The organism is Apilactobacillus kunkeei (assembly GCF_001421115.1).
GTDB lineage: Bacteria > Bacillota > Bacilli > Lactobacillales > Lactobacillaceae > Apilactobacillus > Apilactobacillus kunkeei_F.
This window is the reverse complement of record NZ_JXCW01000006.1, coordinates 99,182-120,686: the sequence shown is the minus strand read 5'-3', so window position 1 is coordinate 120,686 and position 21,505 is coordinate 99,182. Positions and strand designations below refer to the sequence as shown.

General features: G+C 35.1%; 15 protein-coding genes and 1 other annotated feature. Of the genes, 14 read left to right on the top strand and 1 reads right to left on the bottom strand.

What is annotated here, in order from left to right; genetic code table 11:
• Nucleotides 1-145: 145 nt before the first annotated feature.
• The 11 genes from RZ55_RS05970 to RZ55_RS05920 all read left to right on the top strand — a co-directional run bounded on the left by RZ55_RS05970 (nt 146) and on the right by RZ55_RS05920 (nt 10,605).
• Complete coding sequence (locus tag RZ55_RS05970; RefSeq protein ID WP_057175979.1) at nt 146-856, top strand: YveK family protein; 711 nt, start codon at nt 146-148, stop codon at nt 854-856.
• 12 nt (nt 857-868) lie between these two features.
• On the top strand, nt 869-1,588 hold the full coding sequence (locus RZ55_RS05965; RefSeq protein WP_057175978.1) for a CpsD/CapB family tyrosine-protein kinase: 720 nt from the start codon (nt 869-871) through the stop codon (nt 1,586-1,588).
• A gap of 10 nt (nt 1,589-1,598) precedes the next feature.
• Nucleotides 1,599-2,390 (top strand): tyrosine-protein phosphatase, encoded by a 792-nt coding sequence (locus RZ55_RS05960; protein ID WP_057175977.1) that lies wholly within the window; start codon nt 1,599-1,601, stop codon nt 2,388-2,390.
• 20 nt (nt 2,391-2,410) lie between these two features.
• Nucleotides 2,411-3,040 (top strand): sugar transferase, encoded by a 630-nt coding sequence (locus RZ55_RS05955; protein WP_057175976.1) that lies wholly within the window; start codon nt 2,411-2,413, stop codon nt 3,038-3,040.
• Nucleotides 3,041-3,055: 15 nt separating this feature from the next.
• Nucleotides 3,056-4,141 carry a glycosyltransferase gene (locus RZ55_RS05950; RefSeq protein ID WP_081034527.1) on the top strand — a complete coding sequence of 362 codons (1,086 nt, stop codon included), beginning with the start codon at nt 3,056-3,058 and terminating at the stop codon, nt 4,139-4,141.
• A gap of 16 nt (nt 4,142-4,157) precedes the next feature.
• Nucleotides 4,158-4,925, top strand: coding sequence for a glycosyltransferase (locus RZ55_RS05945; RefSeq protein WP_057175974.1), 768 nt, complete (start codon nt 4,158-4,160; stop codon nt 4,923-4,925).
• Nucleotides 4,926-4,946: 21 nt separating this feature from the next.
• On the top strand, nt 4,947-5,807 hold the full coding sequence (locus tag RZ55_RS05940) for a hypothetical protein (RefSeq protein WP_057175973.1): 861 nt from the start codon (nt 4,947-4,949) through the stop codon (nt 5,805-5,807).
• 15 nt (nt 5,808-5,822) lie between these two features.
• The gene (locus RZ55_RS05935; protein ID WP_057175972.1) at nt 5,823-6,707 is read left to right on the top strand and encodes a beta-1,6-N-acetylglucosaminyltransferase; all 885 of its coding nucleotides are present in this window, start codon (nt 5,823-5,825) and stop codon (nt 6,705-6,707) included.
• A gap of 59 nt (nt 6,708-6,766) precedes the next feature.
• Entirely contained in the window at nt 6,767-7,873 is a 1,107-nt protein-coding gene (locus tag RZ55_RS05930) for an O-antigen ligase family protein (protein WP_143444208.1), read from the top strand.
• Nucleotides 7,874-7,941: 68 nt separating this feature from the next.
• Complete coding sequence (locus RZ55_RS05925) at nt 7,942-9,159, top strand: MFS transporter (RefSeq protein ID WP_057175970.1); 1,218 nt, start codon at nt 7,942-7,944, stop codon at nt 9,157-9,159.
• A 36-nt stretch (nt 9,160-9,195) separates the two neighbouring features.
• Nucleotides 9,196-10,605 (top strand): oligosaccharide flippase family protein, encoded by a 1,410-nt coding sequence (locus RZ55_RS05920; RefSeq protein WP_057175969.1) that lies wholly within the window; start codon nt 9,196-9,198, stop codon nt 10,603-10,605.
• Between the two features lie 175 nt (nt 10,606-10,780).
• Here the strand turns inward: RZ55_RS05920 and RZ55_RS05915 are convergent, their stop codons facing one another.
• Entirely contained in the window at nt 10,781-11,128 is a 348-nt protein-coding gene (locus RZ55_RS05915; RefSeq protein ID WP_053792079.1) for a hypothetical protein, read from the bottom strand.
• A 402-nt stretch (nt 11,129-11,530) separates the two neighbouring features.
• On the opposite strand from RZ55_RS05915, the gene RZ55_RS05910 reads away from it, so the two are divergent.
• From RZ55_RS05910 to RZ55_RS05900, 3 genes are all read left to right on the top strand, one after another.
• A complete protein-coding gene (locus RZ55_RS05910; protein WP_057175968.1) occupies nt 11,531-13,168 on the top strand; it encodes a peptide ABC transporter substrate-binding protein in 1,638 nt (545 codons plus the stop codon).
• Nucleotides 13,169-13,223: 55 nt separating this feature from the next.
• Nucleotides 13,224-13,460: a binding site (T-box leader), on the top strand.
• 176 nt (nt 13,461-13,636) lie between these two features.
• On the top strand, nt 13,637-14,437 hold the full coding sequence (locus RZ55_RS05905) for a 2-keto-4-pentenoate hydratase (protein WP_057175967.1): 801 nt from the start codon (nt 13,637-13,639) through the stop codon (nt 14,435-14,437).
• Nucleotides 14,438-14,681: 244 nt separating this feature from the next.
• On the top strand, nt 14,682-21,392 hold the full coding sequence (locus RZ55_RS05900) for a glycoside hydrolase family 70 protein (RefSeq protein WP_057175966.1): 6,711 nt from the start codon (nt 14,682-14,684) through the stop codon (nt 21,390-21,392).
• Nucleotides 21,393-21,505: the final 113 nt, after the last annotated feature.

Sequence of the window (21,505 nt, the reverse complement as noted above, 5' to 3'; positions counted from 1 at the left end):
GTTATAAGACGTTTAAATCTTAATTAGACTACAGTTATATTTGTCTCGTTCCCTTTTCTAGCGTTTTTAAGATGATATAATGAACAGTTGTTTATAGTTTAATTAATGCAGCTATTTAAAATAACTAATAGAAGGGTGCTTTACAGTGGAGAAACAAGAAACTAATTCTTTAGAAGAATTAAACAAAATCTTTCGCATTTTGTCTAAACATATCAAATTGATAATTGCTACGGTTGTAATTACAGTATTGGTTTTTGCAATCGGAGTATTTTTTGTCGTAAAACCAAAATACCAAGCGACATCAGAAATTATCGTTAGTCAAAGATTGGATCGTGACGCGCAAGCAGCTGAGCAACAACAAATTCAATCTACCGACTTGCAACTAGTTAATACATATAAAAGTATTTTAAGCAGTCAAACAGTTGGTAATTCAGTAAAGCATAAGGTTGGTAACAAGGTTTATAAGGACAGTGAATTAAATGTTTCAACTGACACAAATTCACAAGTTATTAACATCAATGTTACTTCCCACGATGCAAAGCAAGCAGCTAGAATCGCTAACATTACTGCTTCTACCTTTAAATCAAAAATCAAGAACATTATGAATGTAAATAACGTTTCAATTATTTCAAAGGCTAGAGAAATTAAGAAACCAATCTTTCCTAAGAAAGGGATTAGCCTACTAGCCGGTACACTGGTTGGTATTATCTTAGGAATGTTCTTAGCACTATTAAGCGAATTCAACGATAAGACAATATCTACCACTGACTTTATCGAAAAGGACTTAGGCCTAATTAACCTAGGAACAATCAGTGATATTGATATGCAAACCATCAGTAAACAAATTAAGAAATAAAGGAAGAGTGTAATGGGATTATTTAATAAGAGTCCAAAGAAAAAATTAAATGATGACAGTTCCAAATTTGGGGTTAATTTGGTCGCTGAATTGTATCCAACATCATCAGTATCTGAACAATTCAGAACTGTAATGACTAACATTTCATTCGCCAACATCAATGGTAATCTAAAGAGCATTATGGTGACCTCAAGTGATCCTTCAGAAGGTAAGTCTACTTTCAGTGCCAACCTAGCCGTTACTTATGCTAAACAGGGAAGAAACGTTGTTTTAGTTGATGCTGATATGAGAAGACCTACTGTTCACAAGAGCTTTAACGTCAGCAATCAAAAGGGGTTATCAACCATCTTATCCGGTAACTCAACAATTGAAGACGCTATCAAATACACCTCAATCGATAACCTAAACGTAATTACCAGTGGACCAATTCCACCAAATGCATCTGCATTATTAGGAAACCGCAAGATTATTGATATTATCAATAAGTTCAACAAGCCAAACGACTTGGTAATCGTTGATGTTCCACCAGTTAACACAATGACTGATGCATCAATCGTATCTACTACAGTTGACGGTACCATTTTCGTATTACCACAAGGTGTGGCAGAAAAGAAGCGTGTCAAGATGGCCGTAGAACAATTAAAGAAGGTTAATGCCAATATCCTAGGTGGTGTGATGAACATGTCTAAGGACAACATCACCAACGATTACTATTACTATTATTCAAAGTAGGAGTTATTAAATGATTGATTTACATTGTCACATGTTGCCATCTGTAGATGATGGGGCAAAGACTATTAGTATGGCTCTGGATATGGCTCGAGAAGCTGAAGCAGAGAGAATCAATAAAATCCTACTAACTCCCCATCACATGGATGGCGAATATATAAATCACAGAAAAGACATCGAAATAGCGGTCGAAAACTTACAAAAGACATTTAATGATAATAATATCAATATTCAACTACGCCCGGGACAAGAAGTTCACATCAATGGGGAGCTTTTAAAAGATATTGATGAAGACGATGTGTTGTATGCGGACGGTGCTAACAAGAAGTATATGATGATTGAATTCCCACATAGTGGGGTTCCTGAATATGCGGAAGATATGATTTTTGAATTAAAGGTAAAGGGAATTGTACCAATTATTGTTCATCCAGAACGTAATCACGGTATTCAACAAGATCCAGACATCCTATTTGATTTAGTCAGTCAGGGATGTTTAACCCAAATCACGGCCACCAGTTATGTTGGTGGATTTGGTTCAACCATTCAACGTTTTACAGACAAAATCGTTGACGCAGGTCTTGGCTTCATGTTCTCATCCGATGCCCATAACATGGAGGGCCGTCGTTTTAGAATGAAGGAAGCCTTTGACCGCTTGGCAGAAAAGAAGGGAAAAGACGTTGCTTTGCAATATGAACAAAACGCCGAAAAGGTATGGAACGGCGAAACAATTGAAATTGGAAATATAGATAGAGTTAAGAAAGAAAGCACAGCTTCTAAATTCTTTAAGAAGCTTTTGGGGAAATAGAGAAGGTAGGTTAAATAGAAATGGAAAAGCATTCAAATATTTATAGTAATTTTTACCTTACTGTTAAAAGATTATTTGATATTGCTGCTAGTTTATTTGCGTTACTAATTACGTTACCACTGACTTTGGTGGTATCACTTTGTATTTATTTAGATGATAGAGGTCCCATTTTTTACACCCAAGAAAGAATTGGTAAGGATGGCCAACCTTTTAGAATCTATAAATTCAGATCAATGTGTCAGAATGCTGACGATAAGAAAAAAGAATTAACCAAACAAAACGAAGTTAAAGGAGCTATGTTTAAGATGAGCAACGACCCTCGAGTGACTAGGGTAGGTTGTTTCATTAGACGTCATAGTATCGATGAATTACCACAATTAATCAACGTGTTATTGGGTAGTATGACTGTCGTTGGTCCCAGACCACCTTTGCCAGAAGAAGTCGATCAATACAGTCAACGCGATAAGGAACGTCTAAAGGTCAAACCGGGTTGTACCGGTCTATGGCAAGTTAGCGGAAGAAATTCCTTAAACTTCGATGAAATGGTAGAACTAGATATTGATTACATTGAACATGCAAGTCTTTTGTTAGACATGAAGATTTGTTTTAAGACGGTTTGGATTATGATTTATCCAAACGAAGCGTATTAGTAACAGGGAGATTTTATGCCAAGAGATAAAGAAAAACTGAAAATTATGTATGTTGTAGAGTCACTCGGAGGAGGAGTGCTCTCCTACCTACTACTTTTATGCAATGAACTAGCTAAAAAGGGCAATGATATTACCTTGCTTTATGGGGTTAGAAAACAAACTCCTAATAACTTGAGAGAACTATTTGATAATAGAGTCAACTTAATCGAAGTAAATAATTTCCAACGTGCTGTTAGTCCAAGTGCCGATTACAGGGCATACTGCGAAGTTAAACAGCAGATAATGGATATCAAACCAGATATCGTGCACTTGAATTCATCAAAAGCAGGGGCCATTGGTAGAATGATCAAACTATTTAATTCCCGTAGTTTGAAGAACACCCAATTTTTCTATACACCTCATGGTTACTCATTTTTGATGGGAAACGAATCGCCTGTAAAAAGAAATATATACTACGCTATTGAAGCAATACTAAGTAAACTCAATACCACAACAATTGCGTGCGGTATTGGTGAATACAAATATGCCAAAAAGATCGATAAGGATTCTAAATATGTAAATAACTGTGTTGATTTGGATTACATTGATTCATTCGTGAACAATGATACAAATACTTTAACAAATGTTTTCTACACTGTCGGTAGAATTAATGAACAAAAGAATCCAAAATTGTTTAATCAAATCGCTTTAAGACACCCTGAATGGCAATTTATTTGGATTGGTGATGGACCAATGAGGGATGAACTATCAGCATCCAACATCAAGGTAACGGGATGGCTTACCAATCAAGAAGTGATGAAAAACATTCAAGAATATGCCAACTTTATTTTGACATCTAAGTGGGAAGGCCTTCCAATCGTATTATTGGAAGCGATGGCCTTACGAAAGAAGTGTTTCGTCACCGATGTTAGCGGCAATTCAGAAGTGATTAATGACACTAATGGATTTAAATTTAACACCGTTGATGAGTTTGATGAACAATACTCAAGCATCAAAAGGGATGAAAACTTGTGTAAGGGTGTAATGGCACGTAAAGACGTTGAATGTCTATATTCAAAGGATTCATTCGTGCAAGGATACAGCAGAATTTATGAGGGATAGTTTTAAGGAGAACGAAATGATTTCAGTAATTATGTCTACCTATAATCGTGGTAAGAAGATTAGTCGATCAGTTGAATCAATCTTGCAACAAACAGTCAGAGATATCGAATTTATCATTTGTGATGATTGTTCAACCGATGACACCTACTCCACATTACAAAAAATTGCCAAGTCAGATAACCGTGTAAAGTTAATCAAAAACGAACACAACATGGGACTACAAAAGTCTCTAAACAGATGTCTTAGCCAATGTAATGGTGATTATATCGCTAGAATGGACGATGATGATTTTTCATTGCCAGATAGATTTGAAACTCAACTGAAGTTCTTACAAGACAACCCAGAATATAGTTTTGTTGGTTCAAATGCCGATGAAGTATTTGATGACCACAGCTTAGTCACTGATTTACCAGGTCATCCAGATAAATTTGACTTGATTAAGAGAAATCCCTATGTTCATCCATCCATTATGATGCGAGCATCAGTAATCAAAGCCGTTGGTGGTTATTCTGAAGCTATCAATCACCTAAGAGTGGAAGATTATGAACTATGGATGCGTCTATACAAGAATGGCTATAAGGGTGCCAACATCAAGAGACCGTTAGTGGAATACAGTAAGTCATTTACTAACACTAAATTTTTAGATCGCAAGAATACCATTAGATTAGTACATCAATATATTTTTGCTTTTAACCTACCAGTTTTCTATGAATACATTAATGTACTAACAGCCGCCAAGTTATTGGTGCCAGCTAAATTGAAGAGATTAATAAGACTTATATAGTAAGAGGGATTTGATTAAGAAATGAGACAAGCAATTCTCGTTATGAACAATGGTGGATTTGATACTTTACAACAAACAATCAATCTACTGGATGATAAAGATATCGATTTTTATATTTACGCTAAAGATGACGGTAGTTTAACCGCCAAGAACTCAAAATTAAACTTTGTGGGATGCAATAAGAAGGTACATGCCCAAACCTTTGCTGAACTAGTAGAAGAAAAACTACTAATTAACCAAGCATTGAAGGGTGATTATGAATACTTCCATTTGATTTCATCCAACGATTTTCCATTGATGACCAAACAATACTTCAAGGATTACTTCGCAAGTAAACCAGTTAAATTAGGATTTGTAGAATTCTCCGATTCTCAAGATCAACATTCATTGGCTTTCTACTACCCATTTAACAACTTTAACTACAAAAGAGTATGGACTGCTTTCCCATTCGTTAAAGTATGCATGTTATTAAACCACTTGTTAGGTGTTGAAAGAATTGCTAGTGAAGATGTCGTAAAGGGATGTCCTTACTTCTCACTACCAAGAGAATATGTAACCGAATTAGATGAACAAAAGGTTGATAACTATCGTCATACCATTAATCCAAAGAACTTCTTTGCGCAAACCGCATTGAAGAACTTAAAGACTAATAATCCTGAATACACAATGAATTCTAACCGCTTTAACTTAATGAAAGCTTACGGTGATTCAGCTAGATATGCGAACTATGTCAAAACTAAAAAGATTAATTGGTTCGATGAAAATGCTTATCAATTCTCTGATGAAGACAAAGACGAATTGGGTAAAGTCGTTAATTCAGACTATGCCTTTGCACACAATGTAACCTACGGTGACGACTTAGCGTCATTATTGAAATATTAAGATTGGGAGGAAACTATGAAACACGCAGTTATGATTATGGGATACGGAGACGGAAAGATTGTTCAAAATACCATCGATGTATTAGATGATCCAGAAATTGATTTTTTCATCCATTGGGATAAGAAATTTGACATTCCAGAATTTAAGAGTGTTCACTCTCAAATCTACTTCGTTAAAAATCGCCGCAAGGTTTATTGGGGTACCGATACCCAAACAATGGTTGAACGCATGATGTTAGAAGAGGTATACAACACTCATCGTTATGATTATGTCCACCTAATTTCATCAAACGACATGCCATTAATGACACCTGATTACTTCAAGTCATACTTCGAAAAGAAACCATATGCGATCGGTTTTCTAGATTACATCGATAGACAAATTTATAACCGTGCCAAGTACTATTACCCAATTCGATATATGAAACTAAAGACCGGTGTTAGATTCTACATGATTATTAAGAATCTGGAATACATCAACACAATCCTAGGTGTGGATAGATTAAAGCACAAGATATTGGAAAAGGGATGTAACTGGTTCTCAATGGACATTAAATACGTCAAAAGAGTGCTTGATTTCAAGGACTTCAATATGTTTAAGAACACATTTACTGGTGATGAGTTCTTTATTCAAACCATCTTACGCGATTTAAAGCCAAAAGGTCTTACTGAAAAGTATGATTATTATTCTGATGATTACAGAATGACCAGATCAAGTGCCATGGCAAGTCGTTATATCGATTGGCTTAATGGTCATGGTAAACCATACGTCTTTACTACCGATGACGTTGATCGTCTAAAGACAGTCGTTAATACCGATTATGCATTTGGTAGAAAGATTGATGATGAAGCGGTCATCACAGACACCTTTAAAGACTACTTAGCTAATAAAGGAGAATAAACGTGGATACGATAGACATAATAAAACAACGATTATATCTTTTTTCGTATATAGTTTTAATGGCTACATCAATGCTATATATGTACAGTGAATTTAATAGTGTTGATCAACTTCCAGAACCTGGATATGTAAAAATGATTTGGTGGGCTGGAATTGCCATTTTTATTGTTTTGCAAGCCACGCTTTTATTGTTAAACATCAACAATCGCCTCAAAATGAGTTGCCTAATCATTTTAGCTGGTTTGTTTTTGCTTGATATGATTGGTTTTAAATCGATTAATTTTCAGATTATTTGCCTGTCATTTTTAATCATGAATAGTGAATCGGTTAGCTTTAAGAAATTTATTAAGGTCGATTTTGTCACCAGACTTGTCTGCATTTCTTCGGTTTTAATAATGTTTTTCTGTGGTATTTTTCCCAGTCAATACGATGTATATGTTCCAAGAGGGGACACTATCAGAAGTTCATTAGGATTTAACCATCCTAATTCATTTGGCGGGTACTGTTTATACATCCTAATTTCATTTTTACTTTTTTTCTATAGTACGGGACGTCTACAAAACTTAAAGAAAATCAGTAACCTATTCTGGTTCTTACTTATGTTTATCACAGGATTCTTTATTGAATTCATATATGCAGATTCAAGAAGTTCACAAGTGGCATTTATCTTAATGGTGCTACTAATTATTCCGCTCGTATTCAACAAGAATATTAAATCTTTTAAGCCATTTTTGGGAATTTTCATCCTATTAATTATGACTTTAACCTCTGTCATGGTGGTCTTCTACTATAATCAATTCAGTACCTTTTTCGTGAAGTTAAACGATTTAACTTCCAACCGTTTATTCCTCCAAAATGAGGCTTTTAAGGTATTCGGTTTTAATCTATTCAACGTTAGCGATTTCGCACAAGGTAATCCAATTTGGGTAGATAACCAATACGTTTATAACCTGATTTCGACTGGTATTATCGGTTCTCTAATTTATACATATATATACGCAAAGTCATTCGTTAACGCACATAAGGCTAATTGCTATATTTTGTATATTGTTTTAATTGCGCTAATCTTCAAGGGTAGCTTTGAATCAACACTAATTGATTACTATGCACTGCTACCAATTATCTGTTCATTCTTCATGGTAAATAAAATTAGCATGAAGCAATAATTGGGTATTATTTTTTCTTTGGGTATATGTTATTATAGACAATTGCTTTAAACAGAGGAGGAATAATTTTGGACGATAATAAACATTGGCGTAAGAATCTTTGGATATTGCTATTCGGTACTTTTCTAACAGGAATTGCCTTTAGTGAAGTTATTCCATTTCAACCGCTATATATTTCTGAATTAGGCGATTTTAGTAAGAGCCAACTTTCACTACTTAGTGGAATTGTGTATGCTTCTTCTTTTATTGTCGTAATTTTTACATCGGCCATGTGGGGACGATTTGCTGATCGTCATGGACGAAAAAGAATGGTGTTACAAACATCATTCGGTTCAGCTGTTACGCTATTCTTAATGGCTTTTTGTACCAATGTCTGGGAACTTCTAATCCTAAAGTGTCTACAAGGATTCTTTGATGGAGTTATCCCTAACTCAATCGCATTGGTTGCAACTAGTACACCTAGAAACAAGACAGGTTACGCATTAAGTTGGTTATCAACTGGTTACACAAGTGGCTTCTTAGTTGGACCTATTTTTGGTGGTTTATTAGTACGATTATTGAGTATTCGTGTTTCATTTATGGTAACGGGATTACTGCTATTTTTGTTCTTTTTACTAACTTACTTCTTCGTAGAAGAACACTTCAAGCCAGATCCAGCTAAGCTAAAAGAAAAGAAGGAATCGTTTGTTAAAATCATCAAGCGCTTTCCAAACACACACTTTGTTGTGTGGATTTTAATTATCTCAATTGCGCTTCAAATTATGAACAACTCAATCAATCCATTGATTACCTTATACGTTAAAGAGTTGATGAATAACTCTGGAAATGTATCTGTTGTATCAGGGATTGTTGCAGCTATGCCAGGTATTGGTATGGTACTTGTTTCTCCTTGGTTCGGAAGAATAGGGGACAGATACGGTACTAACAAGATCCTAACGCTTGGTTTCATCTTGGCAATTCTATTTATCTTCCCTCAAGGATTTGCACCAACAGTTCTATTCTTTGGTGTATTTAGATTCCTAACTGGGGTTTCCAATGCAGCAATTTTTCCATCTGTTCAAACATTGTTGGCAAAGGGAACACCATCAGAATCTACAGGGATGGCATTTAGTCTAAACCAAGGTGCCCAAGCTGTTGGTATTTGTATTGGTTCATTAATGGGAAGTATTATTTCATCTATCTGGGATTACAATGTGGTCTTCTACGTTAGTGCCTTAGTGGTATTAGTCACATTCATCCTAGTTAAGATTAAGGTGCCGGAATTGAGAGATTCAAACGCTGAATAAGTATTTTTCATTAAGAATGTAGGTGTAAAAGTATAAATGAATAAGGGGTTTGTTAAAAATATAATCAATCTAATGATCAGTAACTTAATATCACTGATGATTAGTGTCTTATCATCATTTATTACGCCTGTTATCTTGGGCCATGATGGATATGGTTACTATAAAATATTCTCACTATATACGACGTATGTACCATTGCTTCACATCGGATTTATCGATGGGATTTTAATTCGAAATGCCGGTAAAAGACTAGAGGATATCTCGTTTAAGAAGTTTAGAACATATACATTATTCTTGTTAATATTTGAGTTGTTCTTAAGTATTGTAATGAGTATCTTCGCATGCTTAATCAATATCCCGCAAATTAATCGAGAAATCATTATTGCGATTGCTATATATTCATTCTTATTAAATGCACTAACATACTTTCAGTTCTTCTCTAAGTGTATTATGCGCTTTAGTGAATTGGCATCTATCGCAAGACTTCAATCATTTATCAATCTATTCTTTTTACTATTAGCTTTGTATCTATATAAATTTACAGCTTTCAATGTAAACGTCACTTACTACATGTTTTACATGAACTTTGCTGTGTTTATACTACTTTGCTATTACCTCATTAGATATAAGAAAATTATATTAGGTAAACGAAAAACAATGGCTAGCCAATTTAAAAGCATCCGGGTTTTTTTTAGAGTTGGTTTCGCGATTATGATCTCGTATCAAATTACAATGGTGATGGTTAACGCTGATAATCAATTTATATCAATGTTTTTCAAGGTTAGTGAATATGGTAAATATGCATTTGCTTACTCACTAGCGGCCTTGTTATTAACAGTGTTTAACGCCGTTTCTTCAGTAATGTTACCGTACATGAAAAAGGCGGGGAAATCAGCGGTTGTATCTAATCATGATTCAAACATGGCAGTCATGAACGCAATTGTCTTTTTCGTCATTGCTTCATACTATCCAATTGCTTGGATTGTTAACAACTTTATTGCTAGTTATAGTGAATCTGTTCAATATTTAAGTATCGTTTTTCCAGGAGTCGGAATTACTTGTATTGTTCAGTCTTATATATTCAATGACTACATCATGGCGAAGAAAATTAAGTACTTCTGCTATATCTCATTAGCCAACTTAGTATTTGACTTTGCCGTTTACTACGTTGGATTTAGATTGAGTCATAGTACGCTTAAGATTGCGCTATTATCAATTCCGTTGTTAATGATATGGTATCTAACTCTCGAATGGTTTATGAACGCTGAAGCTGGGGTGAAGTTCATCAAAAACTTCTATTATTTGATGATCATGGCTTTTGCATTCATTGTCATTAGCCACATTAGTAATATCTGGATCAGTTTGATTGCATATGCCATTACGTATGTCGCTGTTACATTAGCGTTTTATTTTAAAACATTTAAAACTATTATTTTAAATTTATAAAGTAGCATTAAAAACTAATCCTAAAATAATCGACGTTTTTTAGGGAATTAATTATCAGATGTTATATTAATTTATGAATAGGTAAGAGAAGATAGATTACTTTATTCCAGGGACTTTGTCCCACGTTTATTAATCCATAATTAAAAAAGAGACCTCCACAGAGGTCTCTTTTCTTTTATTTAACGTCTACATCAGAAGATAGCACGTAAGTATTATCGTTGATCTTGTAGAAGTTTGTTTGTTCATCTTGGACTAACTTGGTAGATGTTAGTTTAGTTCCTTTTTTATATGTGTCTTTCTTCAATGAATCAAGACGAGGAAAACTGTATTGACTGGTTTGATCGTTTTTGACAACTAGTTCATATTTACCATCGTGTTTTTGCTTTGTTACAGCGACGGTTTGGTTAACTGCCTTCAATGTGGAATCAACGTTACTATTCTTGGTAGCAATACTAATAGCAGCGATGATGGCAATGAATAACAAGATAATGACGATTACAATTTTTGAAAATGTACTTTTCATTTTTTTCATTCCTTCTCATGTTTACTTTTCTACTTCATAGTATACAACTTTTATTGATAGGGCAATGAAAAAGTGGTCACTTTTACTTTATATTAAAAATTGATGAGAATTAATCATTGACTTCTCATTTGTAAGCATGTATTATTCAAGATAATCAATCTGTACGAAAGAAGGTTATCCATTTGAAGAACGTAATTTTAATTTCATGTTGTTGTCAAACTGTCGTTAGCACAAATGTGGTAACCTTTTTAATCGTGTAACTCGAGATAGTTTGACAGAAATTAATAAAAATTGAGTTATACGAATAAGAGACCACTGTTTGAGGCTAACATTATTGTTAACCTCAGGCAGTGGTCTTTTTCTTTTGATTGAGCACATACAAAGACATAGGAGTGAAAAAATATGAAAAAGTTATTAGTAGCATCAGCAATGACGGCGTTAGCAGGGGTAACGCTAGCAGCATGTGGTAATAATTCAGGCAGCAATGATGCCAAGACACAAACATTGAACTTAGCAGCCACATCACAATTAAGTACTTTAGACATCTCAACATCTACAGGATACGGATCAACAGGAAATGCATTTAGTAGTTTTTACAAGCTTGGTGATGATGGGAAACCAACACTAGATTTAGCGCAAAGTGCTAAGACTAGTAAGGATGGTAAGACATGGACATTTAAGCTAAGGGATGCCAAATGGAGTAATGGCAAGGACATCACTGCTAATGACTTCGTATATTCATGGCGTCGAACTGTAAAACCATCAACTAAGGCTGAATACTCATACTTATTCAATGATGTTGAAAACGGTGAAGCTATCACTAACGGTAAGATGAACCCTAATAAGTTAGGGATCAAAGCTCTTAACAAACATACAGTTCAAATTAAGTTAACTAAACCAATCGCATACTTCAAGACCTTAATGGCTTATCCATTATTTGGGCCACAAGACCAAGCTACTGTTAAGAAGTACGGTGATAAGTATGGAACTAATGCTAAGTACATGGTTTACTCAGGACCATTCTCAATTGAAGGATGGAACGGAACCAATGATACTTGGTCATATGTGAAGAACAATAACTACTGGGATGCTAAGGACATCAAACTAAAGAAGATTAACTACACAGTTGTAGCTAACCCAACCACTAGTTTGAACCTATACAACCAAGGCAAGATTGACGTGACCGCATTATCATCAGAACAATTAAAGAACTACAAGAATAATTCAGAATTGCATGATTACTCATACTCAATGACTACATTCTTACGTTACAACTTTAACGACCCTGATGAACAAAACAGAAAGATTATTAACAACAAAAACATTCGTAAGGCAATCTCTTTAGCAATTGATAGAGACCAACTAAACGAAAGTATTCTAGGTTTCAACACTAAGAAGATTACTGGATTCGTTCCTTATGGATTAGCTAACGATCCAAAGACGGACAAGGATTTTGCCGACCAACAAGGTAACAAAGACTCACTAGCTTACAACAAGAAGTTAGCTAAGCAATACTACGAAAAGGGATTGAAGGAATTAGGCATCAAGAACGTATCATTATCATTAATGGCTTCAACTGACGATGCCAATACCCCAGTTGCGACTCAATACTTGAAGGCACAACTAGAATCAGTTCTTCCTGGTTTCACTTTAAACCTAAGAACCATTCCTGGGAAGTTAGCAAACGATAACTTAACTAAGGGTAACTTTGAAATTTCACTATCATCATGGGGTGGAGACTTCAAAGATCCAATCACCTTCTTACAAATTCCCGAACAAAACACACCTTACAACTTTGGTAAGTATAACGATACTAAGTTCAATGCACTATTAAAGAAGGCCGGCACTACTGATGCAAATGATGCAAGCAAACGTTGGCAAGACCTAATCGATGCAAGTAAGGAACTAAACGATGATCAAGGAATTTCTCCACTATATCAAGTAAGAACTTACTACCTACAAAAGAGCTACGTCAAAGACGTTATTCACAACACTGCTGGTCCACAATGGAACTATACGAAAACTTTTATTAAAAAATAATTAAAAAGCATTGACTTTTCTAATTGAGCTTTTATAATAGGGTCAATTAGATAAATAAATAGCGATTATAAGAACAACTAATCAGAATCGTTTTAAGAGAGTGCTGGGTTGATGTGACAGCATAACGAACCTGATCAAAAGTTATCATTCTTTAGTTAGCCCACTGAAACAACAGTAAGTGGCGCCGGTAGCAACCGTTAAGTTGACAGCGTATCGATTTTTATCCGTACGTAGAGGATAGTCTTTTTAGACTATTAAATTAAAGGTGGTAACACGCGGAAGCGTCCTTAGACCCATATTAAGTATGGGTTTGAGGGCGCTTTTTTTTATTTATCAATCTGGATTAGGAAAGGAAGTGGTGACAATGCAATTACCGATTAGTGAATTAGATGATGGACAGATTAATATTTTATTTTGGATTGCAGCGTCACCAGATAAGGTACGCTGCTAGAAAAGGAGCGTATTATTATGACAACTACAACATTAGAATTAACCGCAACCGAAGAAAGATTAGCAAACGCATTATTTGAAGCTTACAAGACCAAGAAGCCATTAAAGATGGATGAATGGGAAGACATGGTGTCTGACGAAGAGGCATCATACAGAGTTCAAAGAAGACTAATGGAACTAAAAGGTGAGGATCTGGGAGGGTACAAGGTCAGTTTGACCAGCAAACAAACCCAAGACATGTTTGATTCAAATGAACCATTATACGGAGCCCAAGTTAAATCACACTTCGTCCAATCACCGGTATCATTATCACTGAACAGTGAACTAATGGATCCACTTGCAGAAGTAGAACTGGTCTTTAAGGCCAAAGAGCCGTTATTACCAACTGATAGCCTAGAGGACCTGGCCAATAAGACCACTGTATCCTCAGGAGTTGAGGTCCCAGACTCAAGATTTTCTGACTGGTTCCCATCACTGTCTAAGTACATGGTCATGTCAGACGCCGCGGTCGGCGGATACTTAGTCTATGGAGAGGAGTTCGATACCAATAGTTTCTCACTGGAAAACCTAGAGAACGTGACAACTACACTAACCCATGACGGTAAAGAGGTGGCAAATGGAACATCTTCAGAGGTGTTAAGTAATCCACTGAATGCTCTTCAATGGTTGGTCAAAAAACTAGACGAGCAAGATCTAAGACTAGAGGCAGGCCAAAGGGTATCTTCAGGAACCTTCCTGTTACCACCACACCTAACCAAAGGAAAGTGGCGAGCAACCTTTAATCAAGTCTTTAGCGATGTAAACCTAGACGTTAAATAAAAATAAAAGAGAGAATACCTTAGAGGTATTCTCTCTTTTATTGTATTGTTTGTAATATTTGTAATATTTAACTTAATTTCGTTTAAGAAAAAGTAAAGGATATAAATGCTGCGGTAAAAGTATTTTAAAACAAATTAACATCTGAACCTTAAATAAAAATTAAATTTTTCTTAACTTTTTTATGTGTTTTTGTTACAATAATGTTGCAAAAATAATAACTTTATCATTGAATTAGGTGGTATTTATGAACAATAATCAAGAGAAAAAATTACATTATAAGATGTACAAAAGCGGTAAGCAATGGATTGTAGCAGGTATTTTATCAGCTACAATGTCAGTTGTGTTTGCTGAACACGTTGATAATCCAACAGTTTCCGCTAAAGCTGATCAAAATAACGTTACATATACAGGTAGTTACGCATCCAGTAATTCCGATAGCGGAAAAAGTGCGTACTCAGCATCATCATACATAAGTGGAACTGGTTCATTACCAGATTCCGCAAAATCTTCTATTGCATCCAGTGCAAGCTCATCAAATAGCGTAAGCTCTTCTGCTTCTTCATTATCAAGTTCATCAAAAACAGATACATCATCATCTAGCTCCAAAAACTCTGAACAATCAGTGAGTTCAAGTTCTTCATCTCAAAATGAAAGTTCACAAGCTAGCAATTCAAGTGAATCATCAAGCGTAAGTGCTAGTTCATCACAATCATCAAATGCAAGTGACAGTTCAGCGCAATCATCATTTGCATCTGTTTCTTTGAGTGTGCAATTAGCTTCAAATGCTTCAGGAAGTTTGAAAGCACATACAAAAGAAATTGATGGAAAAACATACTTCTATGATTCAAACAACAATCAAGTGAAATCAGCATTGATTGAAGACAATGACACATATTATTATTTTGGCACTGATGGTTACTTAACTACATTCAATTCTAAATTCTCAGATGGATCAATCAATTCATCAGATAAGTTATCTATTTACACTCCTGACGGAAAATCAATCACAAATATTGATGGATTTTTAACTGCTAACTCTTGGTACCGTCCAAAGCAAATTCAAGTTAGCGACACTCAATGGAGAGATTCTACTAACGCAGATTTTCGACCATTGTTAAGTGTATGGTGGCCTAACAAGACTGTTGAAATTAATTACTTAAATTACATGAGTAAAAACGGCTTAGTTAGTGGTCAATTCGACAGTAATAGTTCTGCTAATGACATCAATAACGCAGCTGCCACTGTTAGATTGAACATTGAAAATAAGATTAAAGCTGATAACGGTAGTTTAGACGAAATCAAAGCTTTATTTACTACTTTTGTGAACTCTCAAGATGAATGGAATATTAATAGTGAAGACTATAATTCCGGTGATAGTTTACAAGGTGGGGCTCTTCTATACGGAAACAACAGTCAAACGAAAGATGCCAATTCCAATTACAGATTACTTAATAGAAACCCAACTGAACAAGATGGAAAAGTAGATTATACACACACAACCGATCCAGGTTTTGAATTCTTATTAGCAAATGATGTTGATAATTCCAATCCTGTTGTACAAGCTGAAACGTTAAACTGGTTACATTATTTAATGAATTTCGGTTCAATTGTTAACAATGATAGTTCAGCCAACTTTGACGGTGTACGTGTGGATGCCGTTGATAATATGGACGCTGATGTTTTAAATATTATCAGTCAATACTTTAGAGATGCATACAAGATTAATGCAAATGACGTTAACTCAGACAATCATCTTTCTATTCTAGAAGACTGGAGTGGAAATGATCCATACTATCAAAAAGATCATGGTACAAATCAAATGACCATTGATAGTGGTTACTTGAACTCATTGCGTTCAATTTTAATGTATAACCCTGCAGTAAGATCTGATATGTCCACAATCATTAATGCTGGTGTTGTAAATAGACAAGATGATAATACAACCAACCAAGCAATTCCTAATTATGAAATTGTTAGAGCCCATGATGCCGGTGTTCAAGACATTATTTCACAAATTATCATTGATAATATTGATCCTCACGCATCAGCTTCTAACCCTACATGGGAACAAATGAGAGAAGCGTTCAAGATATATGATGCAGATGAAAATAGTGCTGTTAAGAAATATACACAATACAACATTCCAGCATCATATGCTTTGACTTTAACCAACAAAGACACAACTCCAAGAGTTTATTATGGTGACATGTATACCGATGGTGGTCAATTTATGGCCCAAAAGACACCATATTATGATTCAATTGCCGAAATGCTTAAATCAAGAGTTAAGTATGTTGCCGGTGGTCAACACATGGAAGCTGTTAAGGTTAACAATGGCGAAGATACTATTCTTACGTCCGTTAGATATGGTAAAGATGCATTAAATGCTGATGATTTAGGTGGCAGTTTAACCAGAACATCAGGAATTGCTGTTGTTGAAAGTAACAATCCTACTTTGACTCTTTCTGCTAAAGATAAGGTTGTTATCCACATGGGTGCAGCACACAAGAATCAAGAATACCGTCAGCTATTAACAGCCTCAAATTCAGGTATTGATACTTTTGATAGTGATAGCTCTACTGGCTATGCAGTTGTTCGTACTGATGACAATGGTGACTTAACATTAGATGGAAGTACCATTAAGGGATACTCAACTCCACAAGTATCCGGATATCTATCAATGTGGGTTCCTTTAGGAGCTGCAGATAACCAAGATATTAGAACTGCTCCAAGTTCAACACCAACAACCGATGGCCAATCAATTCATTCTAATGAAGCATCAGACTCAAATGTTATCTTAGAAGCATTTTCTAACTTCCAAGATTTTGCCCAAACGCCTGACCAATATGAAAATGTCGTTATTCAAAAGAATGCAGAAGATTTTAAGAATCTAGGATTTACCTATCTAGAATTGCCACCACAATATCGTTCAACAACTGATGGTTCATTTATTGATTCAGTGGTACAAAATGGTTATTCATTTAACGATAGATATGACCTAGGATTTGGCACACCAACTAAATACGGTACTGCTGAACAACTAATGGACGCCATCAAGGCATTACATGCACAAGGTATTAAAGTGTTAGCAGATATTGTTCCTGATCAAATATATTCATTACCTAACCAACAAATTGTTAATGCAACTAGAACAAATGCTTATGGTAATGCGGATGCTAATTCAGATCTTATTAATAGTTTGTATGATGCATTCAGTAAGGGTTCCGGAACTGACTATCAATATAAGTATGGTGGGGAATTCCTAGAACAACTACAAAAACTATATCCTGATTTATTTACTACAAAACAAATTTCAACAGGTCAACCAATTGATGCTTCTAAGAAACTGAAAGTTTGGACCGCTGAATACCTAAACGGTTCTAACATTCAAGGCCGTGGAGCTGGATATGTATTAAGTAGTACTCCAAATTCAAACTACTTTACTGTCACAGATGACGGAAATACCAACATCAAGACTTCTAATTTACCAAATGAATTATTAGGTAATAATGTCGAATACGGTTTGAAAGTTATTGATGGTAAGAGTAAATATGTATCAACTAGTGGTTACATTGCTAAAAACACCTTTATCCAAGATGATAATGGTAATTGGTACTATGTAGATAATGACGGTGACTTTGCTACTTCTCCACAAGTAATCAATGGGAATAAGTATTTCTTCCTATCAAATGGTGTTAACTTAAGAGATTTTGTTGCGGTTAATAGTGATGGAACAATGAACTACTACCAAAATAATGGTTACATGGCTAAAACTTCAGCATATTACTTCAGTAAGAACATAAATCAAATGCTATACGTAAATGATAATGGAACATTGGATACTGGAATTGTTGATATTCATGGAAATACTCAATATTTTGATGAAAATGGATATCAAATTAAAGGTGACATCGTTAACTTTAATGGTACCAGTATGTATTTTGATGATGGATCTGGAAACTTAGTTACCGATAGATTCATTTCATTCAACAATGGCTGGTATTATGCAGATTCAAATGGTGCCTTGGTAAAAGGATTACAACGTGTAAGACATCAGACCCTTTACTTTGATAACACTGGTATGCAAATCAAGGGCGCAATAGTAACGTTGAACGGTCACAAAATGTACTTTGATGAAAATAGTGGGGAACTATCTCAAGGTAAGTTTGTATTATTCGATGGAAATGTATACTATGCTGACGACAATGGCTACCTTGTTACTGGTTACCAAAACATCAATGGTAAAAATTTATACTTCAATTACGATGGAGTACAAGTTAAAGATCAATTTATTAATGTTTCCGGTGAAAATGTTTACTTCAACGGAAAAGATGGTTCAGAGGTTATGAATGACTTTATTATTCATGATGGTAAAGAATACTATGCCGATAACCAAGGACATCTTGTAACTGGATATCAGTTAATTAATGGTCAACACATGTACTTTAATGAAGATGGATCACAAATCAAGGATGTTATCGTTAATCTGAATGGAAAGCTAATGTACTTTGATAAAGATACAGGATCTCAAGTTAGCAACCGTTTTGTTTTATATAATGGAAACGTATTTTATGCGAATAACGACGGTAATTTAGTAACTGGATATCAACATATTGGTGACCATTACCTATACTTCAATTCTGATGGAACTCAAGTAAAGGGACAATTTGTCAAAATTAACAATGAAGACAAGTACTTCAATGAATCAGACGGATACCAAGTTACAAATAACTTTGTATTTAACGATGGTAATATTTACTATCTAGATGCAGAAGGACTTAAAGTGACTGGATACCAACAAATCGATGGACAAGAAATGTATTTTGATAATAATGGTATTCAAGAAAAAGGTAAGTTTGTAAACATCAACGGTAAGAACCTTTATCTAGACGGACAATCAGGTGCGGTTGTATCTGATAGATTCATTATTAATGATGGAAATGTTTACTACGCTGGGAATGATGGACAACTTGTTAAAGGTGTTCAACATATCCAAAATCATCAATTACTATTTGATCAAAATGGAGTTCAAGAAAAAGGTAAATATGTATTTAATGATGATGGAACCATTTCATACTATGATGCTAAAGATGGTTATTTAGTTACATCTGACATGACTGTAGATGGAAGCACAATTCACTTTAACTCAAATGGCCAAATGAACATGCCTCAATACTTCATAACAATAAATAGCAAGACTTATCATTTGGATGGCAATAACAAGACAACTAAGGGTCTTATTGTTATTAACGGTGATAAATACTTCTTTGATGAAAATGGGGTTATGAAACAAAGCCAAGACGTTGTAGTAGGCGGCATTACTTACCATGCTGACAATGATGGTGTATTGACAACTACTAGCAACGAAACCAATGGATCATCAACTGGTAATGGAACACAAACAAGTTCATCTGCTAATAGCAACGCAGCAAGTGACAAAGCACAAACAAGTTCAAGTGCACAAAGTGGTGCATCAAGTCATGAAGCACAAATAAGTTCAAGTGCACAAAGCAGCTCAGTGAGTCATGAAACACAAACAAGTTCAAGTGCCCAAAGTAGTGCTTCAAGCCATAACGAACAAAGTAGTTCAAGTGCACAAAGTAGCTCAGCAAGCCACGATGAACAAGCAAGCTCAACTGCACAAAGCAGTTCAGCAAGCCACGAAGAACAAGTAAGTTCAAGTGCACAAAGCAGCTCAGCAAGTCATGAAGAACAAACGAGTTCAAATGCCCAAAGTAGCTCAAACGCTCAAAGCAGTTCAGCAAGTCATGAAGCCCAAAGTAGCTCAAACGCCCAAAGTAGCTCAGCAAGCCATGAAGCACAAACAAGTTCAAATGCCCAAAGTAGTTCATCAAGTCATGAAGCACAAAGTAGCTCAAACGCTCAAAGCAGTTCAGCGGGTCATGAAGAACAAAGTAGTTCAAGTGTGCAAAGCAGCTCAGCAAGCCACGAAGAACAAGTAAGCTCAAGTGCCCAAAGCAGTTCAACAAGCCATGAAGCACAAACAAGTTCAAGTGCCCAAAGCAGTTCAGTGAGTCATGAAGCACAAACAAGTTCAAGTGCCCAAAGCAGCTCAGTGAGTCATGAAACACAAACAAGTTCAAGTGCCCAAAGTAGTGCTTCAAGCCATAACGAACAAAGTAGTTCAAGTGCTCAAAGCAGCCCAGCAAGTCATGAAGCACAAGCAAATTCAAGCGCCCCAAATAGCGCAGCTAGTCATGAAGCACAAACCAGCTCATTAAGTCATGGTGAACAAGGTAAAACAATCGCTCATGAGAACGGAAATGGTGTTAGTCAAAACAAACCATCTCAATCTCATGCCAATGACGATTCTGATAAAGTATTGAGTAATAGGGAATTAACAACTAATAATCGATTTTCCAACGATCATAGCGTTAATAATCAAACTACTCAACACGTGAGCGATGTAAATACTCTATCAAGAACTCAAACTCGTGAAAATCAAAAGATTCAAAGCAAGATGTTAACCACTAAGAGTTTGAAACAGGTTAATAAACAAGCTTCTTCACAAGAAAAATTAGTGAAGAAAGAGTTGAAGCAATTAGATAAACTAAAAGCTGAACTTAAGAAACACAGTTCAAAGAAACTCAAAAAAGAATACAATGCTTTGTTACAAAAATATAAGGCTAATAAGAAGTACTACTTAGCGCTTGTTGCTGAAGAAAACACTGTTGAAAAATATTTAAAGAGTGCCAAGAATCTTAAAAAAGATCAAAAGGCATTGAATAGCTTAAACAAAAAGATAGCTAAGGATAAGAAAGAATTAAAACACCATAGTAGTAAGAAGTTGAAGAAGACATATGAAAAAGATATGAAGGACAAAAAGAAACTTACTAAAGCCATTAAGAAGTATAAGGGTGACGAATCTAAGATGAAGAAGTCCATTGTTAATAACTTTAAGAAAGCCTCTTCTATGAAAAATAAGAAAAAATAATCACTTTTTATCTGTTTATATTATTAAAAAAGAGGATACCCAAAAGGGTATTCTCTTTTATTTTGCTTTGCCAAATTACTAAATTGTTTTATTAGATAATAATTAATTATTGA